Annotated in this window: 25 protein-coding genes; 14 read left to right on the top strand and 11 right to left on the bottom strand. The window is 54.0% G+C overall.

Annotated features, from left to right (window positions below):
• The first annotated feature begins 31 nt into the window (after positions 1 to 31).
• Complete coding sequence (locus tag K9N21_00165) at positions 32 to 442, top strand: response regulator (protein MCF8142311.1); 411 nt, start codon at positions 32 to 34, stop codon at positions 440 to 442.
• 41 nt (positions 443 to 483) lie between these two features.
• On the opposite strand, the gene K9N21_00170 is transcribed toward K9N21_00165, so the two are convergent.
• The 11 genes from K9N21_00170 to K9N21_00220 all read right to left on the bottom strand — a co-directional run bounded on the left by K9N21_00170 (position 484) and on the right by K9N21_00220 (position 9,566).
• Positions 484 to 792, bottom strand: coding sequence for a hypothetical protein (locus tag K9N21_00170; protein MCF8142312.1), 309 nt, complete (start codon positions 790 to 792; stop codon positions 484 to 486).
• Between the two features lie 11 nt (positions 793 to 803).
• Positions 804 to 1,241: a hypothetical protein gene (locus K9N21_00175; protein ID MCF8142313.1), complete on the bottom strand. Its 438-nt coding sequence runs from the start codon at positions 1,239 to 1,241 to the stop codon at positions 804 to 806.
• Between the two features lie 863 nt (positions 1,242 to 2,104).
• Complete coding sequence (locus K9N21_00180) at positions 2,105 to 2,584, bottom strand: DUF302 domain-containing protein (GenBank protein ID MCF8142314.1); 480 nt, start codon at positions 2,582 to 2,584, stop codon at positions 2,105 to 2,107.
• A gap of 102 nt (positions 2,585 to 2,686) precedes the next feature.
• Positions 2,687 to 3,019 (bottom strand): hypothetical protein, encoded by a 333-nt coding sequence (locus K9N21_00185; protein MCF8142315.1) that lies wholly within the window; start codon positions 3,017 to 3,019, stop codon positions 2,687 to 2,689.
• Positions 3,009 to 3,722, bottom strand: coding sequence for an energy-coupling factor ABC transporter ATP-binding protein (locus tag K9N21_00190; protein MCF8142316.1), 714 nt, complete (start codon positions 3,720 to 3,722; stop codon positions 3,009 to 3,011). The genes K9N21_00185 and K9N21_00190 overlap by 11 nt, the downstream gene beginning before the upstream one ends.
• Positions 3,722 to 4,474, bottom strand: coding sequence for a cobalt ECF transporter T component CbiQ (gene cbiQ, locus K9N21_00195; protein MCF8142317.1), 753 nt, complete (start codon positions 4,472 to 4,474; stop codon positions 3,722 to 3,724). Before cbiQ ends, K9N21_00190 begins: the two co-directional genes overlap by 1 nt.
• A gap of 10 nt (positions 4,475 to 4,484) precedes the next feature.
• Positions 4,485 to 5,135: a hypothetical protein gene (locus tag K9N21_00200; GenBank protein ID MCF8142318.1), complete on the bottom strand. Its 651-nt coding sequence runs from the start codon at positions 5,133 to 5,135 to the stop codon at positions 4,485 to 4,487.
• A 96-nt stretch (positions 5,136 to 5,231) separates the two neighbouring features.
• Complete coding sequence (cbiM, locus tag K9N21_00205) at positions 5,232 to 5,837, bottom strand: cobalt transporter CbiM (protein ID MCF8142319.1); 606 nt, start codon at positions 5,835 to 5,837, stop codon at positions 5,232 to 5,234.
• A gap of 234 nt (positions 5,838 to 6,071) precedes the next feature.
• The gene (locus K9N21_00210) at positions 6,072 to 7,211 is read right to left on the bottom strand and encodes a carbohydrate porin (GenBank protein ID MCF8142320.1); all 1,140 of its coding nucleotides are present in this window, start codon (positions 7,209 to 7,211) and stop codon (positions 6,072 to 6,074) included.
• Positions 7,212 to 7,237: 26 nt separating this feature from the next.
• Positions 7,238 to 8,014 (bottom strand): DUF4198 domain-containing protein, encoded by a 777-nt coding sequence (locus K9N21_00215; protein MCF8142321.1) that lies wholly within the window; start codon positions 8,012 to 8,014, stop codon positions 7,238 to 7,240.
• A 613-nt stretch (positions 8,015 to 8,627) separates the two neighbouring features.
• Positions 8,628 to 9,566 carry a sulfur oxygenase reductase family protein gene (locus tag K9N21_00220; GenBank protein ID MCF8142322.1) on the bottom strand — a complete coding sequence of 313 codons (939 nt, stop codon included), beginning with the start codon at positions 9,564 to 9,566 and terminating at the stop codon, positions 8,628 to 8,630.
• Positions 9,567 to 10,101: 535 nt separating this feature from the next.
• Between K9N21_00220 and K9N21_00225 the strand changes: the two genes are divergently transcribed.
• The 13 genes from K9N21_00225 to K9N21_00285 all read left to right on the top strand — a co-directional run bounded on the left by K9N21_00225 (position 10,102) and on the right by K9N21_00285 (position 26,505).
• Positions 10,102 to 11,007, top strand: coding sequence for a universal stress protein (locus K9N21_00225; protein ID MCF8142323.1), 906 nt, complete (start codon positions 10,102 to 10,104; stop codon positions 11,005 to 11,007).
• Positions 11,008 to 11,170: 163 nt separating this feature from the next.
• On the top strand, positions 11,171 to 12,499 hold the full coding sequence (locus tag K9N21_00230; GenBank protein MCF8142324.1) for a GAF domain-containing protein: 1,329 nt from the start codon (positions 11,171 to 11,173) through the stop codon (positions 12,497 to 12,499).
• A gap of 182 nt (positions 12,500 to 12,681) precedes the next feature.
• Positions 12,682 to 13,098 (top strand): response regulator, encoded by a 417-nt coding sequence (locus K9N21_00235; GenBank protein ID MCF8142325.1) that lies wholly within the window; start codon positions 12,682 to 12,684, stop codon positions 13,096 to 13,098.
• Positions 13,099 to 13,214: 116 nt separating this feature from the next.
• Positions 13,215 to 14,696: an MCP four helix bundle domain-containing protein gene (locus K9N21_00240; protein ID MCF8142326.1), complete on the top strand. Its 1,482-nt coding sequence runs from the start codon at positions 13,215 to 13,217 to the stop codon at positions 14,694 to 14,696.
• A 125-nt stretch (positions 14,697 to 14,821) separates the two neighbouring features.
• Positions 14,822 to 16,252 (top strand): sigma-54 dependent transcriptional regulator, encoded by a 1,431-nt coding sequence (locus tag K9N21_00245; GenBank protein ID MCF8142327.1) that lies wholly within the window; start codon positions 14,822 to 14,824, stop codon positions 16,250 to 16,252.
• Between the two features lie 211 nt (positions 16,253 to 16,463).
• Complete coding sequence (locus tag K9N21_00250) at positions 16,464 to 18,209, top strand: two-component sensor histidine kinase (GenBank protein MCF8142328.1); 1,746 nt, start codon at positions 16,464 to 16,466, stop codon at positions 18,207 to 18,209.
• Positions 18,210 to 18,212: 3 nt separating this feature from the next.
• On the top strand, positions 18,213 to 18,644 hold the full coding sequence (locus tag K9N21_00255; protein MCF8142329.1) for a response regulator: 432 nt from the start codon (positions 18,213 to 18,215) through the stop codon (positions 18,642 to 18,644).
• Between the two features lie 12 nt (positions 18,645 to 18,656).
• Entirely contained in the window at positions 18,657 to 19,052 is a 396-nt protein-coding gene (locus tag K9N21_00260) for a response regulator (protein MCF8142330.1), read from the top strand.
• Positions 19,039 to 19,458, top strand: coding sequence for a response regulator (locus tag K9N21_00265; protein MCF8142331.1), 420 nt, complete (start codon positions 19,039 to 19,041; stop codon positions 19,456 to 19,458). The genes K9N21_00260 and K9N21_00265 overlap by 14 nt, the downstream gene beginning before the upstream one ends.
• A gap of 272 nt (positions 19,459 to 19,730) precedes the next feature.
• A complete protein-coding gene (locus K9N21_00270) occupies positions 19,731 to 21,038 on the top strand; it encodes a sulfite exporter TauE/SafE family protein (GenBank protein MCF8142332.1) in 1,308 nt (435 codons plus the stop codon).
• Entirely contained in the window at positions 21,035 to 21,721 is a 687-nt protein-coding gene (locus tag K9N21_00275) for a hypothetical protein (protein ID MCF8142333.1), read from the top strand. Before K9N21_00270 ends, K9N21_00275 begins: the two co-directional genes overlap by 4 nt.
• Positions 21,722 to 21,923: 202 nt before the next feature.
• Positions 21,924 to 24,470 (top strand): pyruvate, water dikinase, encoded by a 2,547-nt coding sequence (locus K9N21_00280; GenBank protein ID MCF8142334.1) that lies wholly within the window; start codon positions 21,924 to 21,926, stop codon positions 24,468 to 24,470.
• Positions 24,471 to 24,846: 376 nt separating this feature from the next.
• Positions 24,847 to 26,505, top strand: a complete 1,659-nt coding sequence (locus tag K9N21_00285) for an anion permease (GenBank protein MCF8142335.1) — start codon at positions 24,847 to 24,849, stop codon at positions 26,503 to 26,505.
• The last annotated feature ends 19 nt before the right edge of the window (positions 26,506 to 26,524 follow it).

Raw genomic sequence — 26,524 nt, forward strand, 5'->3', positions numbered from 1 at the left:
TCCGGTTCATCCGGGTTAGGAGGTAATACCTATGTCCGAAAGACTGAGCGTCCTGCTGCTGGATGACGAACCGATCGTCGGCAGGCGGCTGGGACCGGCCCTGGCCAAAATCGGCTGCCATGTGGAGGCATTTGAAGACCCGAAAAAGGCGCTGGAGCGCATCGATCATAAGACTTTTGACGTGGTGGTGACAGACATCCGCATGGGTGAGATCGACGGCATGCAGGTCCTGGATCGCGTCAGGAGCAAGTCGCCGCGAACCAAGGTGATTCTGATCACGGGCTATGCCATGATGGAACTTGCGAGGGAAGCCATGGAAAAGGGGGCCTTTGATTTCATCTCAAAGCCCTTCAAGGCCAATGATTTGAGACAAGTGGTTGCCAGGGCCGCCCAGGCCCTGGGGGTATCGATGGACTTGGAAAAGGCAGCCATTTCAGGCTAATAACCCATTTGATTGGCCACCCTCCCGAGAATTCAGGCTGTTCAGGTTGCCCCCCTTTCCCTGAACGGTATCACGCGCAGCGTGAGTCTGTCCACCTTTTGGACAAGCACTCGATCCCCTTCCGACAACGGAAACTCACTGACCGCCCCCCATAGTTCTCCATGGACAAAGACCTGCCCTTCGGATTCCTTCCAGTATCTGATTTCGCCTACTTTTCCCAACATACCCGTCACCCCGCAGACGGATTTTTTCTTCCGGTCTTTGATATACCAGATTAGAGGAAAAACCACATGCTCTATAATCTCAAACAAGACAATCCCTGCTATCACAATGATAATGGTATTTTTCACCGCGGTTCCCCTCAGTCCATAATCAGGTGCCCTGCGACCAGCACCAGAATCCATGCTGAAAACACTGCCGGAGACGCATGCAAGCGACAAATGACGCCGCGCATCCACTTGGGCGCTATTTTGAATTTTACCATCACTCCCAGCAGAACCATTATCGCCACCATGAGCAGGCCCCATTCAGGAAGGGATGATTTGCCACAGGAAGACAATAAAAAGTGAAGACCGGCGATGCCCAGGGCTGCGGGATTTAAAACATAATGAAATCGCATCAGGTGCTTTTTTTGGAACTGATTGAAGCTCTTGATAACGCTTCTGGTTTCCGGCTGTAGACGAAGGTAGCGGCAGGCACCTTTCATAAGCATGCTCAGCGCCACAGTCATGTTCGCCGCCAAAAAGAGCCATGCGGCGGTTTGACCCGTCAGGGCATTCCCGTCATCTCCTCTTTTCAACCGTGGGCTTTTCTGGCCCTCGTTATCATGGTTTTCTATTCCCCTTTCCGGTCGGATGCGATGCCTCTCGCTCCCCTGGTCATCATTTCCTCCCACGGCCCCCGGCCAGATGGAGGAAACAAACAAAAGCAAAACCACCAAACCAAAGAATATCCTTCTATTCCTTCTTGAGCGTGTCACGAGCATAGATTCTCCTTTTCAGAGGCATTTTTAACACATGGTGGGGACTCTCCTTTCATATCATTGGTTCCTTAATCCGAAACGTTAAATCCTTGTCGACCTCAGTCATTCTGTGTTTTCGTGAATGCGGTCAGGAAGTGATAGAAAAATTGCTTAAACCAGCGGGAAGAGAGGCCTCAAGGATTAGCAGAGGATCGATAGGGTTTCCAGGTAGGTGGGTGCCGATGGGATTATTCTGCTGATATAATTTGCCTCAAAATTCATAATAGGATGATAAGTGGAGGGAGAATCGAAGAGAGCAGATGAACTCAATAGGGCATCAATGAATTTCGCACTGAATGTCAGTCCCGCAGAATTGACTGCTTTTAATGTCCGGCCCCTTTCCAACTCGCAGCTCTTACAGGGGATATCCGAGCACTGCATATGAACCGGAGAAGGTGCCTTTGCGTCCGGTCGAAGACAATGCAGACAGGCCTCTCCGCAGAAACAGGCTTCCGGCAATGCGCTGTTTGTGAAAACCCCCAATATCAGGAGCAATGCAATCAATATATTCGGGGCTTTCCCACATCCCATAAGGATTTCCCCATCAAGGTTAAAAAGTCAGATTATTTTTCTGCCGGGCTGAGACAAGAGACAGTCACAGTGAACGGCCCGATTTAAAAACAGGTCGAAAATTCACCGGCTCAGCGTACCGTCCTGGCGATAATCTTGGCGATCTCTCCGTCCGACGCCGACATCACCTCGACCACCTCCGGGCGCATCATACTTGCGAGAGCGCCTGTATTCATCCGGGAGATGAACACCTTCCCATCGGATAGCTGGTAGATGCTCACACGGCAGGGCATGAAGACGGAAAAGGGGCGATAATCATCGTTGCTCAATATTCGCACGCTGTATTTGCTGCTGCAAAGATCGAGGATCACCACCGGATGCAAGGTAAAGCCACGCTCGGAAAGCACCCCTGCCAGGTTGTTGACGTTCAGTAGACTCCAGCCTGCCCTGGTCACTTCTTCCTTGAAGGCCTTTAAGGTTGCTGGAAACGACTTCTGACTCTGTACCACATGGACCGGCTGGGGCGGATCACCTGCGGCGTCCTGGGCCACGGCAAGGCCGGGCAGCATGCAGATCACAAGGAACACCATGAGGCCGGCAGTCACCAGCATGGAAATTGTGTGCCTGGGTTCTGGGAACATGATTTTCTTAATCATCGAAAACGCTCCTTTACTGGGGTTGGGTGAATCCACCAAGTTTTACGAATGACGCGATTAACACTCACATGAAACCCGACTCGCTGTGTATCGGCTGCTATCGTTCTTCTGGCCACGGGGCACATTGGTCGCTTCGGCATATTCGCACTGCTCAGCCCTCTTCAACTTCATCATAATGAATATCATACCAGGTTTTCCAAATCCCTGCAACAACCCATGGCTGGAATAGGAGCTCAGGCCCAAACCCATCATCTGCTGAGAGATCGCTGAAAGGATGTCATCAACGAAATCATCTTCCCAACGGTAAAACCGAGAAACCGCCTCATCCTGGAAACCACGACCAGAGGCGGAACGAACCATAAACCGGTCCCCGCCCGTCTCAATATGCATGGGGATGCCTTGTCCAGTGATGCTTGTGGGAATGGCTGTGCAGCGTTGCCGGTCCTCCGTTATGAACAATCTGTCCGGCATTCATGCTGTAGATCTGACGGGTGGTCTCGGCCAGGAAATCGTATTCGTGGGAAACGATGACGTAGCTGATCGTGAGATGGTTCAGGATGGATACGATTGTGCCCCGGGCATCTTCATCCAGACCAGTGGTGGGTTCGTCCAAAAGGAGCGCTTTCGGGTGCATGACCAGCACCGTTGCCAGGGAAACGAGCTTTTTTTCGCCGCCTGAGAGCCTGTGGGTGACGCGATTTTCAAATCCTTTGAGGTTCAGCATCTCAAGCGTTTCCATTGCCATGGCCCGAGCCTCTTTGGGCGATTTTCCCAGATTGAGGGGGCCGAAAGTCACATCTTCCAGTACGGTGGGACAGAAAAGTTGATCATCAGCGTTTTGAAAAAGAAAACCGATGGTTCGTCTGACCGCCACAAAATCCTTTTTGTTTTGAACCGGTTTTCCCAATACCCGGATCCTTCCGGATGAGGGTTTGAGAAGCCCCATAATGATATACATCAGCGTGGTCTTGCCACTGCCGTTGTATCCGATCAATCCCACTTTTTCTTCTTGGTGGAGGTAAAATTCCAGGTTATTCAGTACGGGTTTGTTTTTTTCATAGGAAAAGCAGATGTCATCAAGTTCGATAATCATTATAAGTGTACCCATTCAAGGATAAATATCCCCAATATGATCGTTATTGTGAAGGAGAGCCAGAAGATATCATGCTGTGATCGGGAAAACTCGTAAAGGGAATGAAACTTCCCCTTGAAGCCACGACAAAGCATGGCCATGTACACCCGCTCGGCCCGCTCCGAGGCACGTACAAACAGCATTCCCACCAGATAGGCGAATGTCCTGTAGGTGTGCAGCCGGGTGGACCGCTGAAACCCGCGGACCGCCGCCGATCTGACCAGCCGGTGAAATTCCTCTTGCATAACGAAGAGGTACCGGTAGTTCAACAGCAGGAGATAGACGATTTTCTGCGGAACACCCAATGCACCGAGCGCGGCCCCCAGGGTTGCAACGGCGCTGGTGGCGATCAAAGCAATAAAGGCAAGAAGGATGGCATTGGATTTGAGTGTGATCCTCGCCGAAATCAGAACCCCTTCCTGGGTCGCATGGAGCGGTCCCAGCGAAAAGACCGGTTCACCCGGGTAGGTAAAAGGTATCACCAACCAGAAAAAGAGAACGAACCCGTTCACCAGGGCAACCCGTTTGGCCACTTCCCACAGGGGCAACCGGGATATTCCGATGACCACAAAGGAGAAAGCCAGACCCAGAAAAAGGGCGGGGAATCGGTTTGAAAGGGCCACGGCAAAGGCATAGAGCGTCGCCATGACGATCTTGAACCGGGGATCAAGTCTGTGAATCCGGGATGCTCCGTGAGCAAAGGGTTCCTGCAACATGAATTGTTCAGCCTTCCTTCTGCGATTCGATTTGACGGGTCTTGCGGCGAAAGTGTACATAGGCTGCCAGCCCCATCAAGCCGAAAACATAGCCGATGCCACCCAGAATATCTTGAAGGGTGGGGCCTCGATCCCGGGATTCCGCAAGCAGTTTAAGCACCGGGCCAAGCCGTCGGTCCAGGGATTGCTCCAGGATGTGCCGTATTTGGTCCAGGTTGACGGAGGATGCGGCCGCCCCTGACTGGGCCGTTTCAGATGGTCCTTCCTGCGATACCGGTGTTTCAGGAATGGGCGCGCGTGGGTCGATCTCGCTTAATGGAATGGTCCACTCGCCTCGATGCCCCATGCCCGCCTGAACCACGATTTTCATACCGGTTTTTTGGGGAATTCTAAAGGAAAATTCTCCCTGTGCATCGGTTCTGCCGGAGAGCAGCCGACTGCCTTCCAGGTCATATATAAGAACCTCGCCGTCTTTAACACCCTTTCCACCGCTGAACTTACTCTCCGTATGGACGGTCCCTCCTTCCACCCACGCAAATACGTTGACCCGATGGGCCATTGCGGAAACAGACCACATCAGGCAAAGGCTGACAAGACACGCGGACCCAAAAATAATTTTATGGCACTTAAAAAAAGCAACCGCTGGGAATTTTTTCATAATCTCCTCAACATAATAGGTACGGCCAATGATAATGCTCCCCTCTGTTCAATGCTCCTTGGTCTTGCGTCCTGAGCACTCACGGCTCGTTTCGGATCATCGGACATACCCCGGCAACATTTCAGGTTGTACCTTTTTCAAAAATGCCACACAGAAAGCGGTGATGATCCCTTCGATGATCATCACGGGAATATGTGCCATGACCACCAGATATGATGCTTTCAGAAAGTGTTCCTCGGTGAAGGCCAGTGCCAGGCCCACGATGACGGCGCCAAAAAAAACGGAAAGCAGGCCGCACAGAAAAGCCGCCGGCAGTGCAATCCGAGGCCCCTTTCCCACCAGATTGCGAAATACGTAGTAACATAAGACCGCGGGCAACGCCATGATCACGGTGTTGACCCCGAGGGTTGTGATGCCCCCGAACTGAAAGAAGACGGACTGAAGGGCGAGCGCTACAAGGATGACGGGGAAGGCTCCACAGCCGAGAATGAGGCCCACAATCCCGTTCAGAATCAGATGAACGCTGGAGGGGCCGATGGGAATGTGAACCAGGGAGGCCACAAAAAAGGATGCGGAAAGAATTGCGGCACGCGGGATGCGGTCGTAATTCAGTTTTTTGAGCCCAATGGCAGTGCCGGCCGCAGCCAGGACAATGCCGGAAATCAAAACCGGTCCGGACAGGATCCCTTCGGAAATATGCATGATGTACCCTTTATCATCAAGTATAATCAAAGGAGAAACAAAGCCATTTCGCCGAAACCGACCATGCGGCCTTGCTTCTCATAAGACCCGGCAGGGAGAGGGTCGGGCGGCCAAAGAACACAGAGAAAAGGGGATGTTCCCGTTTCTTTACAAAAAAATCCTTTGTGTGCTTTGTCTCTGTGTGAGTCCCGCCTGGCGGGATTGGTTGCGGGTATCCGCTTTAGTAATAAAGGTCTAAAATTCTGCGGTTGCCCGTAGCCCGAAAATCCAGCCCGATGGGCTGTCCCCAACCTTCATGGAATCCTTCATGTACTGGACGTCACCCGTAATGGCGAAGATGTGGTTCAGGACAAAGCGGCCGTAGATCTCAAATACGTCCGTGTGGTCCAAATCCAGATTTCCGCCCCTCAAATGGGCGTAACCGATTCCGATATTGTCGCTTTCGCGGCCCCACAAGTTTCCGGCGACGTTCAATCCGCCGGAATAGAGCGTCTTGCAGTCAAGGACCGCCTTATCATCCAGTTGCCAGCCGAATCGGATCCACGCCCCCAGAATTTCCCCCAGTTGCTGATCAAAGGAGATCATGGTACAGGTCATCCGTTCCTTTTTGGTTCCGGCAACATTACGAAAGTCGCTGCTGGTGGTATCCACGAGCAGGCGGTAATTGCCTTCACCCAATCCGAAGTCCACATTATACCCGAACTGGAGCCCATAGAAAACATAGGATTCCTCGAACTCCCCCTCTTCCTCATTGGATCCTATTGCCATGACAGCACCTTTTACGGAAAACGCTCCCAATTCCCATTCCACGGCACCGCCGATATCATAGGAGGGCAAAAAGGCATTGGGGCCGTTTACCAGGGCCTCGTTCATGAACTGGGTAAATTCGTCGTTGGAAAAAACGTTTTCATCCAGGTAATCCGTTGCGTCGATGATGCCGCCCGTAAACCCCAGGGTATGGTGCTCACTGAAGGTAAACGTGTGCTTATACCAGGCTGTAAGCAAATAATCACGATTTCGCCCATTGATGTTTTTGTAATCATCCTGCACATCCGAGGCCCACGGCGCCAGAAAAAAGGGCGATTCCCCTTCTTCCATTAAACCGTTTCCGGCCCCGAATCCGAATTTGGCAAAAACTTCGTCGCTGTCAGTGGGCGTGAAACTCACCTCCGGCTGAAAGACCAGAACGCCTCTGCCTTCACTCTCAAAGCCGGGCGCATCATTGATCCCTTGATGCTGGTACACGCCGGCGATAATGCCGCCGATTGACAGGGTGTCATTAATATCGTAAGCATATCCACTGCTTCCATAAAACAGAAAGATTCCCAGGATCGCCAGCAACAGCCCCGGATCAGGTTTCTTGATGTTGCCCATAACCTCTTTCCTCCGCAACGATTATGCTATTTTCCTTTCCAGTCGAGAAATTTCACCCAGAGCACCGCTCCCAGCTCCACATCCTTTTCCTCCCCATCATGCCTGATTTTTTCGTCAGAGGTATTCAAGGCGGCAAATCCCCACCAGCCGGCCTTTGGCGCCGCATAGGTGAAAACGCCGTTTTGATCCGCCTTGATGGTTTGGGTAACCATGTATTCGGTGGGCGCCTCTGTCTTCTTTTCTTGATTGTAATATTCGATCTCAACCTCGGCAAAGGGAACCGGGTTTCCATCCAGTTTCACGATCCCCTGAAAAACGTTTCCGGCATAAAGGCCGAAAGGCCTTGACAGGGAAACGATCTCGGTTTTGAGTCCGATCTCCTGATCCCACCCCTCCTCATCCCCAAAGGCCGCGACAACGGTCTTCGTCATGTGAACGATGAAACAGTCTTCCGCCGGTTCCCAGTAGGGGCTGGGAAGCATGTAAAACACATAGACGCCGGGCCGTTTGATGGTGTAGTCGGCTTTCCAGGACATATGTCCCATGACCTTTGTTTGTTTCAGATCTCCCAGAAGATCCTGTTTTTTACCGTCTTTCATGACGCCGAACGCCTGAGGCTTTACCAGCTCCATCCCTACGCTTTCGAAAGGGTGGGAAAAAGACAGAACCAGTGAAATGGTCCTGGGGTCTCCCTGCATGATCATGGTATCCGAGGGAATGAGCATTCCGAAATGGGCCGTGGCCACGTGGCCGGTACACAGAAAAGACACTCCCAATACCAGGCTGAACAGATTTTTTTTCATTATGATCCCTCCGCTTATCTTTTCACTGCAATTATGATACGTCGCAGCCGCCCGCTGCGACATTTCCGTTCTGAAACGATTTGATCGGTTCACCACACGGTCCGCAGCCGATGCCTTCCTGAAAAACAGCCCAAAAAAAAAGCCAAAAAGGCGGTTTCGGGATACACCCGATCCAGCCTTCTTGGCTCGTTTGGTTTATGCCTCAGATTAAACTTCTATGTGCAATTTCGTTTTGCACGGTTTGATGGGTCTGAATAAACCTTTGTCCCACTGTTGTCAAGGTGTTTTTCAGCCCATATCCTTATTAATCCTCCTGCGGGAGCTCCGTCCCATTCTCCAGGCCGAAAAGCTCAGATGAGTGGGTGAAAATCTGGAATCGTGAGAAGCGCTCAGCACCGGTATCGGCAATGGGGTGGCGCTCCCCCAAACCGTATCGACGGCCTGAGGGAGCTTATGGTAGTGGTGGGTTCTCTGAAACCGGGATTGATTTCAACTCACCGGAGCGCAGGCCGGCAAATGTGATTTTTCTGATTCTTACGCCCAGCAACCATCCCGGCGTTCAACTGGAAAGGGTTGCGTGTTCCCGCTGTAGCCGGATTCAGGTTTCACAATATCACAGCTTGGCCCGCCACCCAGGCTCTTCCATCATCGGCTGAAAAAACATGATATAGGGCCCCCGGATCAGATGGGCCATAACGCCGTCGTCGTGAATTTTCCGGATCCCCGTATTGACCAGGACCTTGGCAAATCCCAATTGAGCCAGTTCGGGCGCATCCCACTCACTGTGAATCAGGTACTCGGGAGGGCTGGGATATGCCTCAGGGGTCTTGAAAAGGGGTTTCGGGTCATCCGGCGGGTTGGCCCCCAGGGTTTCCAGGGACTGGCCCATGGATTTGGGATCCATCATAAAGCTGCCGAGGGCGCAGACGCCCATCTGCTTCAGGAGCATATACCCCAGAAAACCTGTGGAATCGGAGAGTGCCTCCATGGTGGCAACCGCCCCTTCCTCAAACGCTTTTTCAGTGCCGGGACGGACCGTGTGCTCGGCTATGGCCACACAGCGCTGGGGGGTGGCAAAGCGAATAAAAGGCTTCTGCTCCTGCATGTCTTTGCCCAGGTCGGTGATCTGGCCCATGGATCGGATCGGGGGCATCTTGGCCTTGACCACCCGGTACACGGGCTCCCACGGCCCTTCGATCACCATGGAAAGACAGCTCCCGCAGAGTTCGAAGATCCGCTTGAACTGTTGCTGATGAAATTCATCGTGATCCTGCCACCGGTTCCACATGGTGTACTGGTAATTGCGGAGAGGGTTCAATTCCTTTTCCATGTGGACCTTTCCGCCCCCGAAACGACCGGCCAGGGGGAGGATCCCGGTCTGGATATTGGCCTGAAATCCCACAAATCCGGGATGAGTGGCCGTGGTGATGCAGACCCGGGGGCCGACCTTCTTCATGATACGGAAGCTCTCCTCATTGTTGGCGACCTTGGACATGTTAAGCGCCAGATAAATAGGGCTTTCAGGTTCGGGTTCGGCCGCCCCGGCCCGCATCGCGCCCATTCCGACCCCGGACAGCCCGATCGCCCCGGCCGCCAGGGCCGCTGTTCTCATAAAATTCCTGCGATTTATACCCGTGTCAATCTTATGCATCACATGCCTCCTTTCCGTTACCGCGTTTATCGTTCGGCTTTCCTGCCGGAGAATTCCGGGCCTGCTCCCGCCATGCCACCTCCATCCAACCGCCGGCAGGCATCTCATTGATTGCAAGACATCTTATCACATCAGATAAAAAAGTGGAAGAAGACCCCAGTCCCCGTCGGGCCGAGCAGCGAAATTCCAACATTCACGAAGGCGCATCGCAATTTTCAAAAGCGAAAGATCGGATCATGGCCCGATTTCACCCAAGCCTTTTACAGGTTGTAAAATCATCCGACATGCGCATCTTCCTCATCCAGATGTGCCTCTGCTTTTCAAACGGTTTTTTGCCTTATACTTAAACAGGTTAGCCGCTTCCCCTGCCGGATCGATCTTTGGCATATCCGTTGCTTTACATGTTTTATATCGGAATTGCAGAGGAGGGAATACCATGAAACAAAACAAGGGCAAGAAGATATTGGTGGCGCTGGACGGTTCAGAGTCTGCGCTTCAGACGGTCGAATACCTCTCCAAACTCCCTTCACTACAGGACAGGGAGATTGTGCTGTTCACGGTATTTGCCAAGGTGCCGGAAGCTTACTGGGACCTCAAGTCTGCGCCTGCCTTGAAGCCGAGGGTCATGGAAATACAGTCGTGGCAATCCCAGCGATCCCTGGATCTGGATGCCTATATGAAGGCTGCCGGAGATGTTCTTCTGAACGCGGGATTTTCCCCGGAACGGGTGAACATCGTTATCCACGAACGGCAGACAGGGATTGCCCGGGACATCATCCAGGAGGCCCGAAAAGGCTACGAGGCCGTGGTCGCAGGCAAGCGGGGGATGGGAAAGATAGCGGGTATTGTTCTGGGAAGTGTCGCCATGAAACTGCTTCAGGGCATAACTTTTGCCCCCCTTATTCTGGTGGGGAAAGACCCGCGCTCCGGAAAGATCATGGTTGGGTTTGACGGATCCGAAGACGCAATGGATGCAGTCAGGGTCGTTGCCGCCATCCTGGGTGGAAGCGGATGGGAGGTCAATCTGACCCATATCATCCGATATGGAGAGGAGCAAAGGGAGGCCATCGCCGAGGCGGAACAGCAGATCGCAGGGGCAATGGATCAGGCCATGGAACTCCTCATGGCCGCCGATGTTTCCCGTGACCTCATAACAACACAAATCATTACGGGCGTGACCAGCCGTTCGGAGACCCTTGTCAAGGAGGCCCGCCAGGGGGGATACGGTACCATCGCCGTGGGCAGGCGGGGGCTCTCAAGGGTCTCAGCCTTCTTTATGGGAAGGGTCAGCAATAAGGTCGTTCAAATAGCCCGGGGACATGCGGTATGGGTGGTCAGTTGACCGATTGATGGTATTTGGGGCACTGCAACGGTTAAACTCCTGCAGGAGAGCTGTCGCAAGCTCCGAAGGGGGTTTCGCGGTTTGCCTTTTTTTTTCAGGTTCAGGACGGCGATATTTTCGGCCCTCACAGAGGGCCGGAGAGGATGGCCGATAGGCCGATCACATGACGGCATTGGACAATAAATACATCACCCTCGAGGTGGGCGAGGCATCCCTTAGGTCCAGAAATCCCGAGATGTCGCTTCTCTATGAAGTGAGTGATCTCCTGGCCACCCCTTTGCGGGTGGCGGATCTGATGGGACAGTGCCTCTCCAAGATCATGGCGTTTTTTGAAATTGACGCGGGACGCATATACCTGCTGAACGAGGAGGGGGTCCAGCTGCATCTGTTTGCCCATCAGGGAATAGACCCCCGCGGTCTCGAGAGGGTCAGCATCCATACGGGGTTCTCAGGCAAAGCCATCAGGACCAGATCGTTTATCGCACAGCACGTTTCGGAACTGGAAGACAAGGAACGGGTGGATCTTCTCACGAAAAGGGGGCTGGAAATCGTCATGTGTGTGCCATTGATGAGCAGGAACAAGGTGTTGGGGGTCATGAATCTGGCTGCTAAACACACCATACAACTTGACCACGGCAAGATCGATCTCTTGACCACCCTCGGCAACCAGATGGCCGTTGCCGTGGACAACGCAAAGCTTTATGTGGATTTGGAGAGACAGTTGGCTGCCCTCAGTGAGAAGAAAGAGCTGATCACCTTTTTCGCCTACTCCATCTCCCATGATCTTAAGAGCCCCGCCACGAGCCTGTACGGCCTTGCCAGCCGGCTCATCAATAAATATGCCTCCGGCCTGGATGCCAAGGGGAAGGAACACTGTGAACTGATTCTCAAGACGGCACAGCAGATCCTTTCGCTGGTGGAGATGATCAATGCCTACATCGCCGCCAAAGAGGCGCCCCTGTACCTGGAAGAGGTCTCCCTGGGCGATGTGGTGGATGCCATTCGGGAAGAGTTCTCCCAGCAGCTGGAAGCGCGCGGCGTTCAGATTCTGGGCTCGGAAGCACTCCCCTCGGTTGTTGCGGACAGGATGGGCATGACCCGCATCTTCCGCAATCTCGTGGACAATGCCCTTAAGTACGGGGGGGATGCGCTCTCGGAAATACGTCTTGAATGCCGGGATAATGGGGCCTTTTATGTGCTCTCCATCACCGATGACGGCGTCGGCCTCCCCGATGGAGGGAGTGAGAGACTTTTTGAGCTTTTCCAACGAAGGCTGAATTCAAACAAGGTGGCCGGGACGGGCATGGGCCTGGCTATTGTGAAGGAGATGGTCAGGAGACATGGGGGTCATATCTGGCTGGACCCAGACTACCGGGAAGGGGCTCGATTTTACCTCACCCTCTGTTCAGACTTAAAACCAGGACCGTCCGATACCCCCTTACCTGATATGCAGGAAAAATCCATCTTGGGCGAGGGTAAAGAGGTGCCCTGAAACCCGACATGCCTGCGATCGCACGCAATGGCCTCCTGTCCACAGGGTGTTACCATGAAAATGGGTTTGCGCGCATTTATCAGTAAGTTATTATCGATCATTGGGTGTCGGTGTGTGATTCTTACTCGGGGGCCAAAGGGACCCTGTAATGGGCGTCCATCAAAAAAGAAAGGGGATATTCCGTGGACACAAATTCCCCAGACAGAAGATTCACCATACTGGCGGCGGACCGGAACCCCCATGTCAGGGATTTCCTGAAGCGGGAAATGATGGCCGAGGGGTTCCGCGTGGATCTGGCCAAGAACGCGAAAGAGGTCCTTGAAAAGGTTTACCGGAACGAATCCATCGATCTCGTCATCATCGATCCGGACCTTCCGGATGCCTCCCAGGAAGAACTCCTGGCACGCATATCCGACCGAATCCCCAACCTGCCGGTAGTCATACATTCTTTCTCCACGGATCCTGCATATCAGAAGAAGGGACCGGTTGATGTCACTTTTGTGGAAAAGGAGGGGAGGAGTATAGAGGCCTTGAAGAAAGTCGTCATCCGGATTCTGAGCAGGAGACGTCAGCCACCCCCGGGCGATTCTTACCAATGACGCCCCGGCCCTCAAACAGATAACCCGTCAAATTTCTTGACAGAAGAAAGGGCCGGCCCTAAGATGCTTCCACATCTTTTTAAGAGGGGGGCCGTGGTAAAGGCGAAGGACCAACTATGTGGAGAGGGATCAATCTGCGAATTCGTATTTACCTCATCCTGGCCTGTCTTGTAGCCATTACCATGGGGGGCGGCGGGGTAATGGTCTGGTATACTTACCGGATGCAGCATCTCCTCTCCCATATCGTGGACAAAAATGTGGCGACCTTCCGCGCAGCCCTGACCCTTGAAAACGCCTTGGCCAATCAGAAGGGCTTTCTCACCTATTTTCTCCTGGATGGCGATCCCGACTGGCTTCGACAATTGGGGGAATACCGGCAGATTTTCAGACAACGCCTGGAGCATATCCGGCGACTTGTGACGGCGCCGGAGGAAAAAGCGGCCCTTGATATTATCGAGTCGGAATACGACGACTACATCCGAATCAAGGATCAAGTCATAACTAATTACCGGACAGGGAATCACCCCCCTGCCGCCAGACTGCACAAGGAGGTTCGGGATCGGTTCTTCAGTCTCCTGAACCGCTGTGAACAGTTCAACAACCTGGCCCTGCAGAAGATGTCCGAGGTACGGAGCAGAAGCCGTGCAGAGGCAGGGGAACTCCGGGTCATTGCCGTGGCGGTCATGGGGGTGGCCCTCCTTTTGGGGATTGCCCTGGCCTTTGTCCTGGTCAACCAGATCCTGAGGCCTCTCCGGATGCTGGCATCGGAAACCCGCCCCGAGGGGGTATTGGATGAATCCAACAATGAGGTAAAGGCCCTGACCCAAAGCGTCCGGGGTCTCATGGAGGATGCGGATCAAACCCAGGTGGCCCTGGCCAGGAGCCGGGAAAATCTGCTCCAGGCCGAAAAAATGGCCCTGGTGGGCAAGCTGGCCGCGGGCATGGCCCACAGCATTCGCAACCCCCTCACGTCTGTAAAAATGCGCCTGTTTTCCATGGGCCGGGGCCGTACCCTGTCCAAGAGGCAGGAAGAAGACTTTTCGGTGATTTCAGAGGAGATCCGCCACATAGACACCCTGGTGGAAAATTTCCTTGAGTTCTCCCGGCCTCCCAAGCTCAAGATACAGGCGATCAACCCATCCATGGTCGTGGACCGGGCCCTTCAACTGCTGCACCACCGGATCAAATCCTTCGGGGTGACCATCCAGACCGAGAGCAAGGGCTTGATTCCTGACATTCAGGGGGATATTGAACAATTGACCGAGGTCCTGGTCAATCTCGTCGTAAATGCCTGTGAGGCCATGGAAGGGGATGGATCGATCCTGATCCGGCAGGAGGTCGTGGAAGGGGAAGACGGCCCGGTCATGCGTATCGAGGTCTCCGACACAGGGCCGGGGATTCCGGAACCCCTCCTGTCCAAAGTTTTCGAACCATTCTTCACCACCAAAGAAGAGGGGACGGGCCTCGGTCTCAGCATTGTCAGGCGCATTGTGGAAGAACACGGGGGAAGCCTGGAGGTCCATTCCGGGGAAGGGGGCGGCGCCACATTCACCATTATCCTGCCGGTGGACCCCGGGACCCCTGAGCCGGTTTTCTGACGCTGAACACATCGTAACCGATGCCCGATAACGAATAACCGATAACTCTTTTCTTCTCCCTTTGCCCTTTGGGCTTTCACCTTTGCGCTTTGGACGTTTACCCCTGACCCATGAAGGGAACACCCGTGAGCACCATATTGATCATTGACGATGATGACCAGCTCCGCATCAGTTTTGAAAGGCTCCTGATCGAGGAAGGCTATGCGGTCCGCACCGCCCCGTCAGGGGAGATGGGGCTTAAGATCTTTGGAGAGCATTCCCTGGACCTCGTTATCCTCGACATGCGGCTGCCGGGGATGAACGGGCTGGAGGTGTTTCAGACCATCCATGCGCGGGAGCCCAAGCTGCCGGTGATCATCATGACCGCCTATGGGACCACGGATACGGCCATAGAAGCTACCAAGTTAGGGGCCTTCGATTATATTCTAAAGCCCTTTGATATCCCTGAAATGTTGAAGGTGATACGGCAGGCCCTGGACGCGGGCCGATTCATGCGCTCGCCCGTGGCCATGAACGCGGTTCCGGAGGCGACCCCCAGAGAGGCCATTATCGGGAGAAGCAGGCCGATGCAGGAGGTCTACAAGGCCATCGGCAGGGTCTCTCCCACCGATGCCACCGTTCTGATTCGCGGCGAATCCGGGACCGGAAAGGAACTGGCGGCCAGGGCCGTGTATCAGCACAGCCTTCGGGCTGAAAGGCCCTTTTTGGTCATCAACTGCGTGGCCATCCCTGAAAACCTTCTGGAGAGCGAGCTGTTCGGCTATGAAAAAGGGGCCTTCACAGGCGCCGTTCACCGCAGGGTGGGAAAGATCGAACAGGCCGGCAACGGCACGGTCTTTCTCGATGAAATCGGCGATATGCCGCCCGGCATTCAGGCCAAGATACTCCGGCTGCTCCAGGAAAGAAGCATAGAACGCCTGGGAGGGCGGGAAACCATTCCGGTGGACGTCCGCATCATCGCCGCCACCAACCGTGACCTGGAGGCCGCCCTGGAACAGGGTCGGTTTCGCGGGGACCTCTACTATCGCCTAAAAGTGGTAACCATCCATTTGCCGGCCCTGCGAGACAGGGCCGAGGATATCCCTTCCCTTGTCGATTACTTTCTTGCGCGGTTTTCCCATGAGATCGGGATGGACAACCCCGGAATCTCAAAAGAGGCCCTTGCCATCCTCAAGGGCCACCCCTGGCCGGGAAACATCCGAGAGCTGAGCAACACCATCCACAAGGCCTTGATCTTCAACCGTGGGGCCCCTGTCTCGCCGGAGGATATCTCACAGGTCTTTGAGTCGAGGGACACAGGCCAGGCAGTAATGCCGGAAGAAGATATTGAGCGCATCCGGCAGTGGGTTGGCCGTATGCTTGCCTCACAGAAGAGCGATGCCCTCTTTGATTCAATCATGGATACCTTTACGACAATCGTACTTGAAGAGGCCCTCAATCTTACCGGGGGAAACCGGAGCCGCGCCGCCAGGCTCCTGGGACTGTCCAGGCCCACGCTCCACTCCAAGATCGAAAAGTACGGGATCAAATTGGAAACCTCTGTCAGGGGTTCCTGATTGCCCCGTCCTTCCCCCTTTACAGGGTGTAAAAAAAGCTGACATTCCTTTTCCCCATTCCGATCCCTTCAATCTGCCGCTTTGCCATTGACATAATAATTGCAACAGGTTATGGTTTGAGTTGTCATCATTTTTCCGGCATGTTCCTTGCTGAGAAAATGAGAGAGGCCTGCGACCCGTTTGCATGGCAGGGATGACCCGTTAAGAGAGGATGCCCTTGAGAAATCAGCCGAGTCAGCGCGATCAGAATAGCGAAACCAAGGGGTATTATCGTTCCCTCACCCGAAACATGGTACTGACGATCATTCTCGTATCATTCATTCCCTACTTCATCGTCACCGCCATCCTACTGCAACAGTTTCATGCGTCCCACCGGGAAAAGGTCATCGCCCATCTCGAAAGTTTGGTCAAAAAGCATAAGCAGAATATCGACGCGTTCCTGAAAGAGAAGCTGGGGAACCTCAGCTTGCTTGCCAAGACCTATAGTTACGAAGAGCTTGCCAGCGATGAGTTTCTGAGGGACAGACTGGAGATGCTGCAACAGACCTACGGCCCCTTTTTCGTGGACCTCGGGGTGATCAATGCGAGGGGCATTCAGATGGGCTATGCAGGCCCGTTTCAACTGGTAAAGGCATCCTATGGGGACGCGGAGTGGTTCAGAAATGCCATGAGCAGGGAGTACTATATCAGCGATGTCTTTTCCGGCCTCCGGGGTCTTCCCCATTTTATCATAGCGGTGAGGGATAACTGGGAGGGAGACCCCTGGATATTGAGGGGGACCATTGACTTCGTGGCCTTCAACAGATTGGTCGAAAACATCCGCATCGGCCAGACCGGCTTTGCCTTCATTCTCAATAGAAAAGGAGAGCTCCAGACCAAGCCTTCGTACCCTGTACATCCCGATCACGAGCCCTATGCGGCGATTCTGAAAGAGGAGAATGTCCCCGAAGGCCTAATCCGGGACTTTGAATGGACGGATGAATCCGGGGTGAAACAGATCTATGTAACGGCCTTTCTCAAGGGCGGAGACTGGCTCCTGGTTTTTCAGCAGAAGGTTTCGGACGCCTTTTCAGATTTTGAGAGGGCACTGCGGGTAACCATGGGGGTATTGGCGTTGGGTCTTCTGGTCATACTGACAACGGCATTTCTACTGTCCAGAAGGATGGTGGGCCGGATCGCCAGGGCCGACCGGGAAAAACACATGATGAACGAACAGGTGGTGGAGACCGGGAAACTCGCCTCTGTGGGTGAACTGGCGGCCGGCATCGCCCATGAGATTAACAACCCCGTGGCCATCATGGTGGAAGAGGCGGGGTGGATAGGAGATCTCCTGGAAGAAGAGGATTTCAAGGACGGGGAAAATCTGAAGGAGTTCAGGCGCGCACTTGCACAGATAAGTACCCAGGGCAAACGCTGCAAGGAAATCACCCACAAACTCTTGAGCTTTGCCCGGAGGACGGATGAAAGGGTCCAGGAACTCGATATCGAGGAAATCATTCAGGATATCGTGGCGCTTTCAGCCCAGAGGGCCAAATACAGCAATGTGACGGTCAACTTAAATCTTGCGGAGGATCTTCCCAGGGTCAGGCTGTCGCAGGCGGAACTCCAGCAGGTGCTCCTCAATCTGATCAACAACGCCCTTGACGCAATGGAAAAGGAGGGGGGAACCCTTGAAGTAAACAGCAGGGAGGAGGAAGGGAACCTGGTGATAGAGATAGCCGATAACGGTCCGGGCATACCTGCCGCAAACCTGGGACGCATATTCGACCCTTTCTTTACCACCAAGCCAGTCGGCAAAGGAACGGGTCTGGGGCTGTCCATATGTTACGGAATAGTAAAAAAACTCGGCGGAGAGATCGAGGTGGCAAGCACAATAGGCGTCGGAACCACATTTCGCATAAAGATGCCTCTGGAAAAAATTAAGGCCCAAGGGTCTGCGAACGGGAAAGGAGAATAGTTTATGGCAATGGCAAAAGTCATGCTCGTGGACGACGAGGTCCCCTTTGTGGAGACCATGACAAAGCGTCTCACAAAGAGGGATCTGGAGGTTACCACCGCATTCAGCGGAAAACAGGCGCTGGATGCCCTGGCAAAAGACCAGGGCGTTGAAGTGGTGATTCTCGACGTCAAGATGCCGGGAATGGACGGTATAGACGTCTTGAGGGAGATAAAACGCCTGCATCCCCTGATCGAGGTGGTCATGCTCACCGGACATGCCACGGTGGAATCTGCCATAGAAGGGATGAAACTGGGTGCATTTGACTATCTTATGAAGCCGTGCGATGTGGATGTGCTTCTGGGGAAGGTCCAGGAAGCGGCAGGCAAAAAGAGGCAGCACGAAAACAAAATTGTGGAGGCGCGCCTCAAGGAGATCACCACACGGCGGGGGTAGAAGGATAAGAGGATGTCCGAGCGTATCAAACTTCTTCTTGTGGACGATGAAGAGGCCTATGTCAATGTCCTGGCAAACAGGCTTATTCGCAGGGGTATGGATGTGACCAAGGCCTACAGCGGCTCCGAAGGCATCCAGGCCCTCAGGGGCCGGGATTTTGATCTGGCCGTACTCGATCTCAAGATGGAGGACATGGACGGCATCGAGGTGCTCAAGATATTCAAGAAGATGGCGCCGGACCTCAAGGTCATTATGCTGACAGGGCACGGATCGGCCCAGGCAGCCAGGGAGGGGATAGCCCTGGGGGCCTCCGGGTATCTGACCAAACCCTGTGAGTTGGAAGAACTGGTAGAGAAAATTCGAGAGACTACTCGATTAGGGGAGGGTGAATCCATTGGACGGCGTTAGGGTATTGTTGGTGGATGATGAGGCGGAGTTTGTGAACACCCTGGCCAAACGGATAAACAAACGAAACGTCAACGCCTCATCTGTGGAGAGCGGCGAGGCGGCCCTTGAGTTCTTGGAGAAGCATCCCATAGACGTGGTGGTGCTGGATGTGAAGATGCCGGGAATGGACGGCATCGGGACGCTGAGGAAAATCAAGGAACGACATCCGCTGATAGAGGTCATTATGCTCACCGGCCATGCCAATGTGGAGGTGGCGATCCAGGGGATGGAGCTGGGGGCCTTTGACTATCTTATGAAGCCGATGGCCATCGACGACCTCTTGTACAAGATCGAGGACGCCTCGAAAAGGAAATTCCTTCATGAAAAAAAGATCGGGGAACGGGCCGGTGTTTCCATTGAAGATTGAGGTCCGTCACGCCTCGGCGTAACCGGTGATCCTTGAAGGTCCATGGCGTTGAAAATGGATGCCGGACAAATTATTAACCGTCTCATAGTTGTCTTTACACCGTCATTCCGGCGAAGGCCGGAATCCAGTTCCCGTACTTGCGGGGATCGAGTCCGGCATGACGAAGATGTCGGTACTATTTCGAGACAGTTAATATGATTACAGCAGTTTTAGAAATTCCGAGAGGTCTCATTAACCAGAGGTGTTGAATCCGCGAAAGGAGCAAACTGAAAATGAATTTCTTCAGAGCGTGGGGAAAATTTATGATGATGGGCGCGATGGCCCATGCAAGATGGGAGATCGATACATCCAGGACCATACTTGGAGACAGACGTCGATTGATCCTGTTGGGCCTTCTCACAATCCCGATCATATGGGGGGGGATTGCGTTTGCCGAAGAAATCGGCGCGGCCCTCCCCGAATTGTTGGGCGGGAAGAAGGCCTACAGCCCTGCCTTTTACAGTACGGGAATCTTCATCGTGTCTATTCTCATCGGGCTCGGGGCCGGCCTGATTACCGGCTGCATCGGCGCCGGAGGCGGCTTTATCATCGCTCCCGCCCTCATGAGCGCCGGAATCAAAGGCATCCTGGCAGTGGGAACGGATCTTTTCCATATCTTTGCCAAGGCGATTATGGGGAGCGTTATTCACAGGAAACTGGGGAATGTCTCGGTCCCCCTGGCCGTCGTCTTCCTGATCGGCGCCATCATCGGCGCGACCGCGGGAGGCCTGATCAACCGGGTGCTTTACGAGATCAACCCGGTGCTCAGCGACGCGTTTATTACAACCATTTACTCCCTCATGTTGGGTTTCCTGGGCATCTACTCCATGACCGATTTCCTCCGCGCAAGAAGCGCCGATAAGCGGGTTAACGCCCCCCATGGCGGCGGAGACGCCCACGGCGGTAGGGCTGAGGGCGCGGAAATGGGCAATCTCCCCAGAAAGCTCCAGGCCATGAAGATCCCGCCCATGGTGAAGTTCGATCATGATCTGGCCCCGGGAGGAAGGAGCATTTCATGGGTGTTCCTGGTCCTCAGCGGGGCACTGGTGGGACTGGCCGCGGGCATCATGGGGGTGGGCGGCGGGTTCCTGACCTTCCCGATCTTCGTTTACATGCTGGGCGTCTCCTCCATGACCACGGTGGGAACCGATATCTTCCAGATCGTCTTCACCGCCGGGTATGCCGCCATCAGCCAGTACGCCGTCTACGGGTTCATTTTCTATACCCTGGCCATGGGCATGCTGTTAGGATCTCTGATCGGGATCCAGGTGGGGGCCATGGTGACCAAGGTGGTCCCCGGCATCACCATTCGGGGGTTTTATGCCATGGCGGTGATGGCAGGATTTGTGAACCGGATCTTCGCGCTGCCGGCCAAACTGGGGGAAATGGACGTCATTCCCATCTCACGGCAGACCGGGGCCGTCCTGGAGACCATCGGTGTATGGGCCTTTTTTATTGTCATCGGTGGGTTTTCAGCCTGGGTGATCGGCACGTTTTTAGTCAATATCCGTGTACTCAAAGGAGAGGGGGTGCGATCATGATTGCGAACAAAAAGGAGTTTTTCGGCGGCCTGGCCATGCTGGCGGCATTTGTCGTGGTGCTGATCATCATATTCTCCCCTGTATTCAAAGGACATAACGGTCTCGAGTACCTGGATGCCCTGTACAATTCCATATCCAAGGGATCGGCCTACTATATCCCGGACGTCCTGAAAGAGACCGCTCAATTCAACGGCCGGTCCATAGATGCGACCATTGCTCTGGAGGATGAGAATCAGGCACAGGAGACGGCCCTCCTCTTCCGGAAAGGGGGCGCATCCGCCACCGTTGCCGGGACGTCCCTGCACGTCAGCGGCGATCTGGGGGGGATACTCGAAAACACGCTGGCCGACGCAGAAGCGATGTATCACAACAAGGGAGAAGCGGTGTCGGAGAAATACGGCTATAACGAGCGGCAGGTCCTTTTCAACTGGTGGAAGGCCCTCAATGCAATGGAGAAGGCGTTACAGAAACAGAAAAAATTCAAAGAGGACAAGGTGGTGGCCCTGGTGGTCAAAAAGGGGGTGGAGCCCTCTTACAACTATTACACGATTGAACCTCAGAAGATCTCGGATCGAATGGGGGTTGTCATTTTCTCCCTGGTTTTTTATGTGGTTTACACCTTGTGGTATGGCTTTGCTATCCTCTACATGTTTGAGGGGTGGGGCATGAGGCTGGAACACTGATGAATTGACAATTGAAAGAAACGGCATGGTCTGATAAAAAGGCTAAAGGCTGGCAGTATAGTGAGCCTTTAGCCTTTTTGATTCATGACCCAACCGCCAATGCGCCAAGGTCGGGCAGGGCATAACGAGCAACCAGGAAACCATGAGCCGCATATTCACTGTCATAAGGGGTCTCTTTCCAAAAGTGAAAGAGGATGTCGCGATGGATGTCGATGCCATTCGCAATGACTTCAAGACCCGGTATCATCATTTCAAGCTCCTCCTGAATGCCAATAACAAGGCCCTCGAAATCATGGCTGAAATGGAGGAAGGCCTCAGGGGAACAAAACCCTTCGGTATGAACTTTGTTCGGTCCCGGTGCACGGCCGTGTCCACCTCTGTCTGGCAGATTGCAAAGAACCTGAACGAACTCGCCCCCGGAAAATATGAAGGCCTTTACGATCGTTTCAAAGCGATCCAGTTAAAGATCAATCCTTTTCTTGCCCACTCCGATGCAGCCAGGGAAGGACCTCCGGTCATCTCTTTGGATGATATAGACACGGAAACAGCGGACCAGGTGGGGGGCAAGATGGCCAATCTGGGCGAGATCCGAAATCGACTTTCCATGCGGGTCCAGAATGGTTTTGCAGTCACTGCCGGGGGCTATTACCGGTTCATGGAATATAACGACCTTCAATCCGAGATCGATCGACGCATTCAGGCGACTGACGTGGACCGCCTGGACCAACTTCATGCCCTCAGCACCGCCATTCGGCAGTTGATTATCGGATCCCCCCTGCCGGAAGATCTCAGCGAAGCCGTTATGGAGGCGTATCACCGCCTGGAGGAGATGGACGGGAAAGACATCCGGGTTGCCATGCGAAGCAGCGCCCTGGGAGAGGATTTTGCCGGGACGTCCTTTGCCGGCCAGTACCTCTCGGAATTGAATGTAAACCGTGAGTTCATACCGGATGTCTATAAGGAGATTGTGGCCAGCAAGTACGGCCTGGCGGCCATGGCCTATCGTCTGAACCGGGGAATCCGTGACGAGGATGTGGCCATGTGCGTGGGGTGCATGAGCATGGTGGACCCTGTCTCGGGGGGCGTCCTCTATTCCAGGAACCCGCTCGATATCCGTGACGACGCCATTGTCATCAACTCGGTCTGGGGGTTGCCCAAGTCAGTGGTTGACGGCAGTTCCGCCACGGATCTTTTCATGGTCTCCCGCAAGGCGCCCATGACAATCCTGAGAAAAGAGATTGCCGTCAAGGAGCAGAAGTTCGTGTGCTATCCGGATGCAGGGGTGTGCCGATTGGATGCCACGGGGGATGAAAAGGAACTCCCCTCTCTTACGGACGATCAGGCCCTGGAACTGGCCCGCCTGGCAGTAGAGCTGGAAAGGCACTATGGCGTGCCGCAGGACATTGAATGGGCGATCCAAAACGATGGCGCCATCGTTTTGCTGCAATGCCGTGCGCTGCAGCAGGTCGAAGCATTCAGAGGCCGAGATCTCGAAACATATCTCGAAGAGGCGCACGAACCGGTGATTCTCAAGGGGGGCGTCCCGGCGAGCCCCGGAACAGCGGCAGGTCCGGTGTTTATTGTGAAAAAGGATGTGGATATGCTCCGGTTCCCTAAGGGGGCCATCCTGGTGACGGCCCAGGCCCTCCCTCGATGGGCCTCTCTGATGAACCGGGCCGCCGCCGTGATTACCGAGAAGGGGGGCGTGACCGGTCATCTGGCCAATGTGGCCAGGGAGTTCGGCGTCCCCGGCTTGTTCGGGGTGGAAGAGGCCGTCAGCCTGTTGAAAAACGGGCAGATGGCGACCGTGGATGCCGGCGGCCGGCGGGTGTACGAGGGAAAGGTCGACTCCCTGCTTGAAGAAACGCGGGAGCCCAGGAATCTCATGGAGGGGAGCCCGGTCCATGAGGCCCTGAAAGGGGTGTCGCAACATATTATCCCGTTGAACCTGTTAGATCCAGACGCCCCTGCCTTTACACCCAAAAACTGTCAAACGTTTCATGATATCACCCGCTTCTGCCACGAAAAGGCGGTGCATGAGATGTTCCGTTTCGGCAAGGATCACCGGTTTCCCGAGCGTTCCAGCAAACAGCTTTTCGTGGATGTACCGATGCAGTGGTGGGTCTTGAACCTGGATGACGGGTTCACGGAAGAGGTCGAGGAGAAGTACATCCGATTGGAAAACATCGCCTCAATCCCGATGCGGGCCTTGTGGGAAGGAATCGCTGCGGTGCCCTGGGAAGGCCCCCCTGCAATGGACGGAAAAGGATTCGCATCTGTCATGTTCCAGGCCACCACCAACCGGGCCTTTATCCCCACGGTCCGTTCCAAGTTCGCCAATCGAAACTATTTTATGATTTCAAAGAACTACTGCAGTCTCTATTCGCGACTCGGTTTCCATTTTTCCAGTGTGGAAACCCTGGTAAGCGAACGATCCGGTGAAAACTATATCAGCTTCCAGTTCAAGGGAGGGGCCGCGGATTACGAGAGACGGTATAAAAGAACGCTGTTTGTGGGAGATATCTTGGAAGAACTCGGATTCAGGATCTCCATAAAGGAAGACACCCTCATGGCCAGGCTGGAGGATCGGGACATGGACTTCATGAAGGGGAGATTAAAGGCGCTTGGCTATCTGACCATTCACACCCGCCAGTTGGATATGATCATGCTCCGAACGGCATCCGTCGACCATTACAGGGCAAAACTCACCGCAGATATCGCCGCGCTTCTCGGCCTCCAAAAACAGTAAGCCATTCCGCTTTACACTGTGTAAAAACTGCTGACAGATGGCTGCTCCCACCACCCTCCAGTTCTGCTGTCTTTACATGCAATCCGATTAATTTTCAAACGGTTATCACATATGACCGCCTTCCTTGGGGTTGGCACATTAATTGCCACAACCTCATACTGACTTTAAATAAAAGATAATGCAGTTCAGAACTTTTTGCACAGAAGTCCATCGTATGTGAAGCAATCTCTGGACTGCATGTTTTCCGTGAAGACCTTCCAGAAGACGGGTAAAGAGGCTTTAGAGGAAAAACCTGTGGGCCATCTTGATGTCAGGGATGGTGAGATTTTCGGGGTCGGTTTTCATGAGGCCCTGCAGACAAGGCAAGGAGGTTCAAATGGCATATCATTCAGCAGCAACAACCGCCGTTCAAACCGGCAGCATATGGAAGAGCAGACCGGGCTACAAGCCCTTGATTATCGTTCCCGCTGCCATACTGTTTTTTGTTCTCGTCATCATGCCTGCTCCTAAGAGCATGATCGATCTTGTGAGCATGGAAAAGCCGTCAGGCTATTCTTTGCCGTCCGACTGCAGGAACATCACGGACAGTGTGAACAAGAAACTGAGTCCTGCGGCTTTCAATGCGGCCCAGAAGGGAGAACCCCTTGCTGACTCACACGAAAAAGGGCTGTTGACTGAGACAGACGCGGCGCAACTGGCCAAGGTGATGTTGCTTATCTTTTGTCTGGCCGTGCTTTTTTGGGGCACGGAGGCCCTTCCCCTGGGGGCAACGGATCTTCTGGTCGCCGTCATGCTCTACGTTTTCAGCATATTGCCCATGCAGGAAATAGGGAAGGCCTATATGAGCGATGCCGTCTTTTTCATATTCGGCATACTGGTTGTGGCGGTGGGAGTGGCCAAGACGGGGTTGGACAAACGTATTGGGCTCATACTCTTAAGCCGCATCCACAGCGCAAAGGGCTTTGCCCTTATCTTTATGCCGCTTCTTGCCATTTCTGCAAGCTTTCTTTCCGAGCATGCCCTGGTTGCCCTCCTGATCCCGGTACTTTTGGGTGTCTATAAAGTCACATGCAAAATGCATGGTGTTGAAAAAGACAGGGCTTTGGCCATATTCCTTCTCCTCGGGGTATGCTTTGCGGCCAACCACGGCGGCCCGGGTTCCCCTGCTGCAGGGGGAAGGAATGCCATTATGGTAGGCTATTTCATGCAACAGGGGGTTCCCCTGTCGTTTCTGCAATGGATGAAGTACGGTATGCCCTTTGTTCCCCTCATGGGGGTTGTTATAGGGGCCTACATGTATATCCGCCTCAAGCCCAAGTTCATCGTAAAGGACATGAACCCGGGAGAGGTGGTCAAATCCGAGGTGGCCAGGATGCCCAAGTTTGGCGGCCAGGAAGCCTTGATGGCAGGCATTCTCATACTCCTGGTGGCGGCGTGGGTCATCCTGGGCGAGCACTCGGGACTTGGGGGTCCAACCCTGTACGCCGTATTGGCAATGTTTTTGGGTCGAATAATCACATGGGATGATGTTCAGGAGGGAGTCGCCTTTGACGTTGTAGGCCTGTACGCAGCGGCAACGGCCATGGGCGTTGCCCTTAAGTTCACTGGAGGCGCCCTGTGGCTGGCCACAAGCTTTGTGAGCATTTTGCCGGATTTTATGGCGAAAGGAGATATGCTGGTTATCGGCGTGAGTATATTGACGGGTACCATGACCAATTTCATGAGCGACGGCGCCACGGTAGCGGCCCTTGGCCCCATCGTCCTTCCCATGGCGGCCTTAAGCGGGGCCCATGTGTGGAAGCTGGGTCTTGCCTGCGCCTTTTCTTCTTCCTTTGCCAACTTCCTGGTTGTTGGAACTCCCAACAATGCCATTGCCTTCGGTATGGGAAGGGATCCGGTGACAGGGGAGAGACTTTTGGATATAATGGATTTCGTAAAGTACGGTCTGCCAGTTACCATCCTGGCATGGCTTGTGCTCTGGTTCTGGACCATTCTGGGTTATTGGCAGTTCATGTCTTGGCCGGTGATGAAATAGGGTTTGCGCGAGGCAGGCG

It is taken from the genome of Deltaproteobacteria bacterium (assembly GCA_021737785.1).
In the GTDB taxonomy this organism is placed as follows: Bacteria; Desulfobacterota; DSM-4660; order Desulfatiglandales; family Desulfatiglandaceae; genus AUK324.

What these genes read in the sequence shown, in the direction of transcription:
- K9N21_00165 (MCF8142311.1), top strand. Translation starts at nt 32, where the DNA reads ATGTCCGAAAGACTGAGCGTCCTGCTGCTGGATGACGAACCGATCGTC.
- K9N21_00180 (MCF8142314.1), bottom strand. Translation starts at nt 2,584, where the DNA reads ATGCTGGTGACTGCCGGCCTCATGGTGTTCCTTGTGATCTGCATGCTG.
- K9N21_00185 (MCF8142315.1), bottom strand. Translation starts at nt 3,019, where the DNA reads ATGCATATTGAGACGGGCGGGGACCGGTTTATGGTTCGTTCCGCCTCT.
- K9N21_00190 (MCF8142316.1), bottom strand. Translation starts at nt 3,722, where the DNA reads ATGATTATCGAACTTGATGACATCTGCTTTTCCTATGAAAAAAACAAA.
- K9N21_00200 (MCF8142318.1), bottom strand. Translation starts at nt 5,135, where the DNA reads ATGAAAAAATTCCCAGCGGTTGCTTTTTTTAAGTGCCATAAAATTATT.
- cbiM (MCF8142319.1), bottom strand. Translation starts at nt 5,837, where the DNA reads ATGCATATTTCCGAAGGGATCCTGTCCGGACCGGTTTTGATTTCCGGC.
- K9N21_00210 (MCF8142320.1), bottom strand. Translation starts at nt 7,211, where the DNA reads ATGGGCAACATCAAGAAACCTGATCCGGGGCTGTTGCTGGCGATCCTG.
- K9N21_00215 (MCF8142321.1), bottom strand. Translation starts at nt 8,014, where the DNA reads ATGAAAAAAAATCTGTTCAGCCTGGTATTGGGAGTGTCTTTTCTGTGT.
- K9N21_00220 (MCF8142322.1), bottom strand. Translation starts at nt 9,566, where the DNA reads ATGCGGGCCGGGGCGGCCGAACCCGAACCTGAAAGCCCTATTTATCTG.
- K9N21_00225 (MCF8142323.1), top strand. Translation starts at nt 10,102, where the DNA reads ATGAAACAAAACAAGGGCAAGAAGATATTGGTGGCGCTGGACGGTTCA.
- K9N21_00230 (MCF8142324.1), top strand. Translation starts at nt 11,171, where the DNA reads ATGACGGCATTGGACAATAAATACATCACCCTCGAGGTGGGCGAGGCA.
- K9N21_00240 (MCF8142326.1), top strand. Translation starts at nt 13,215, where the DNA reads ATGTGGAGAGGGATCAATCTGCGAATTCGTATTTACCTCATCCTGGCC.
- K9N21_00250 (MCF8142328.1), top strand. Translation starts at nt 16,464, where the DNA reads ATGCCCTTGAGAAATCAGCCGAGTCAGCGCGATCAGAATAGCGAAACC.
- K9N21_00255 (MCF8142329.1), top strand. Translation starts at nt 18,213, where the DNA reads ATGGCAATGGCAAAAGTCATGCTCGTGGACGACGAGGTCCCCTTTGTG.
- K9N21_00260 (MCF8142330.1), top strand. Translation starts at nt 18,657, where the DNA reads ATGTCCGAGCGTATCAAACTTCTTCTTGTGGACGATGAAGAGGCCTAT.
- K9N21_00270 (MCF8142332.1), top strand. Translation starts at nt 19,731, where the DNA reads ATGAATTTCTTCAGAGCGTGGGGAAAATTTATGATGATGGGCGCGATG.
- K9N21_00275 (MCF8142333.1), top strand. Translation starts at nt 21,035, where the DNA reads ATGATTGCGAACAAAAAGGAGTTTTTCGGCGGCCTGGCCATGCTGGCG.
- K9N21_00280 (MCF8142334.1), top strand. Translation starts at nt 21,924, where the DNA reads ATGGATGTCGATGCCATTCGCAATGACTTCAAGACCCGGTATCATCAT.
- K9N21_00285 (MCF8142335.1), top strand. Translation starts at nt 24,847, where the DNA reads ATGGCATATCATTCAGCAGCAACAACCGCCGTTCAAACCGGCAGCATA.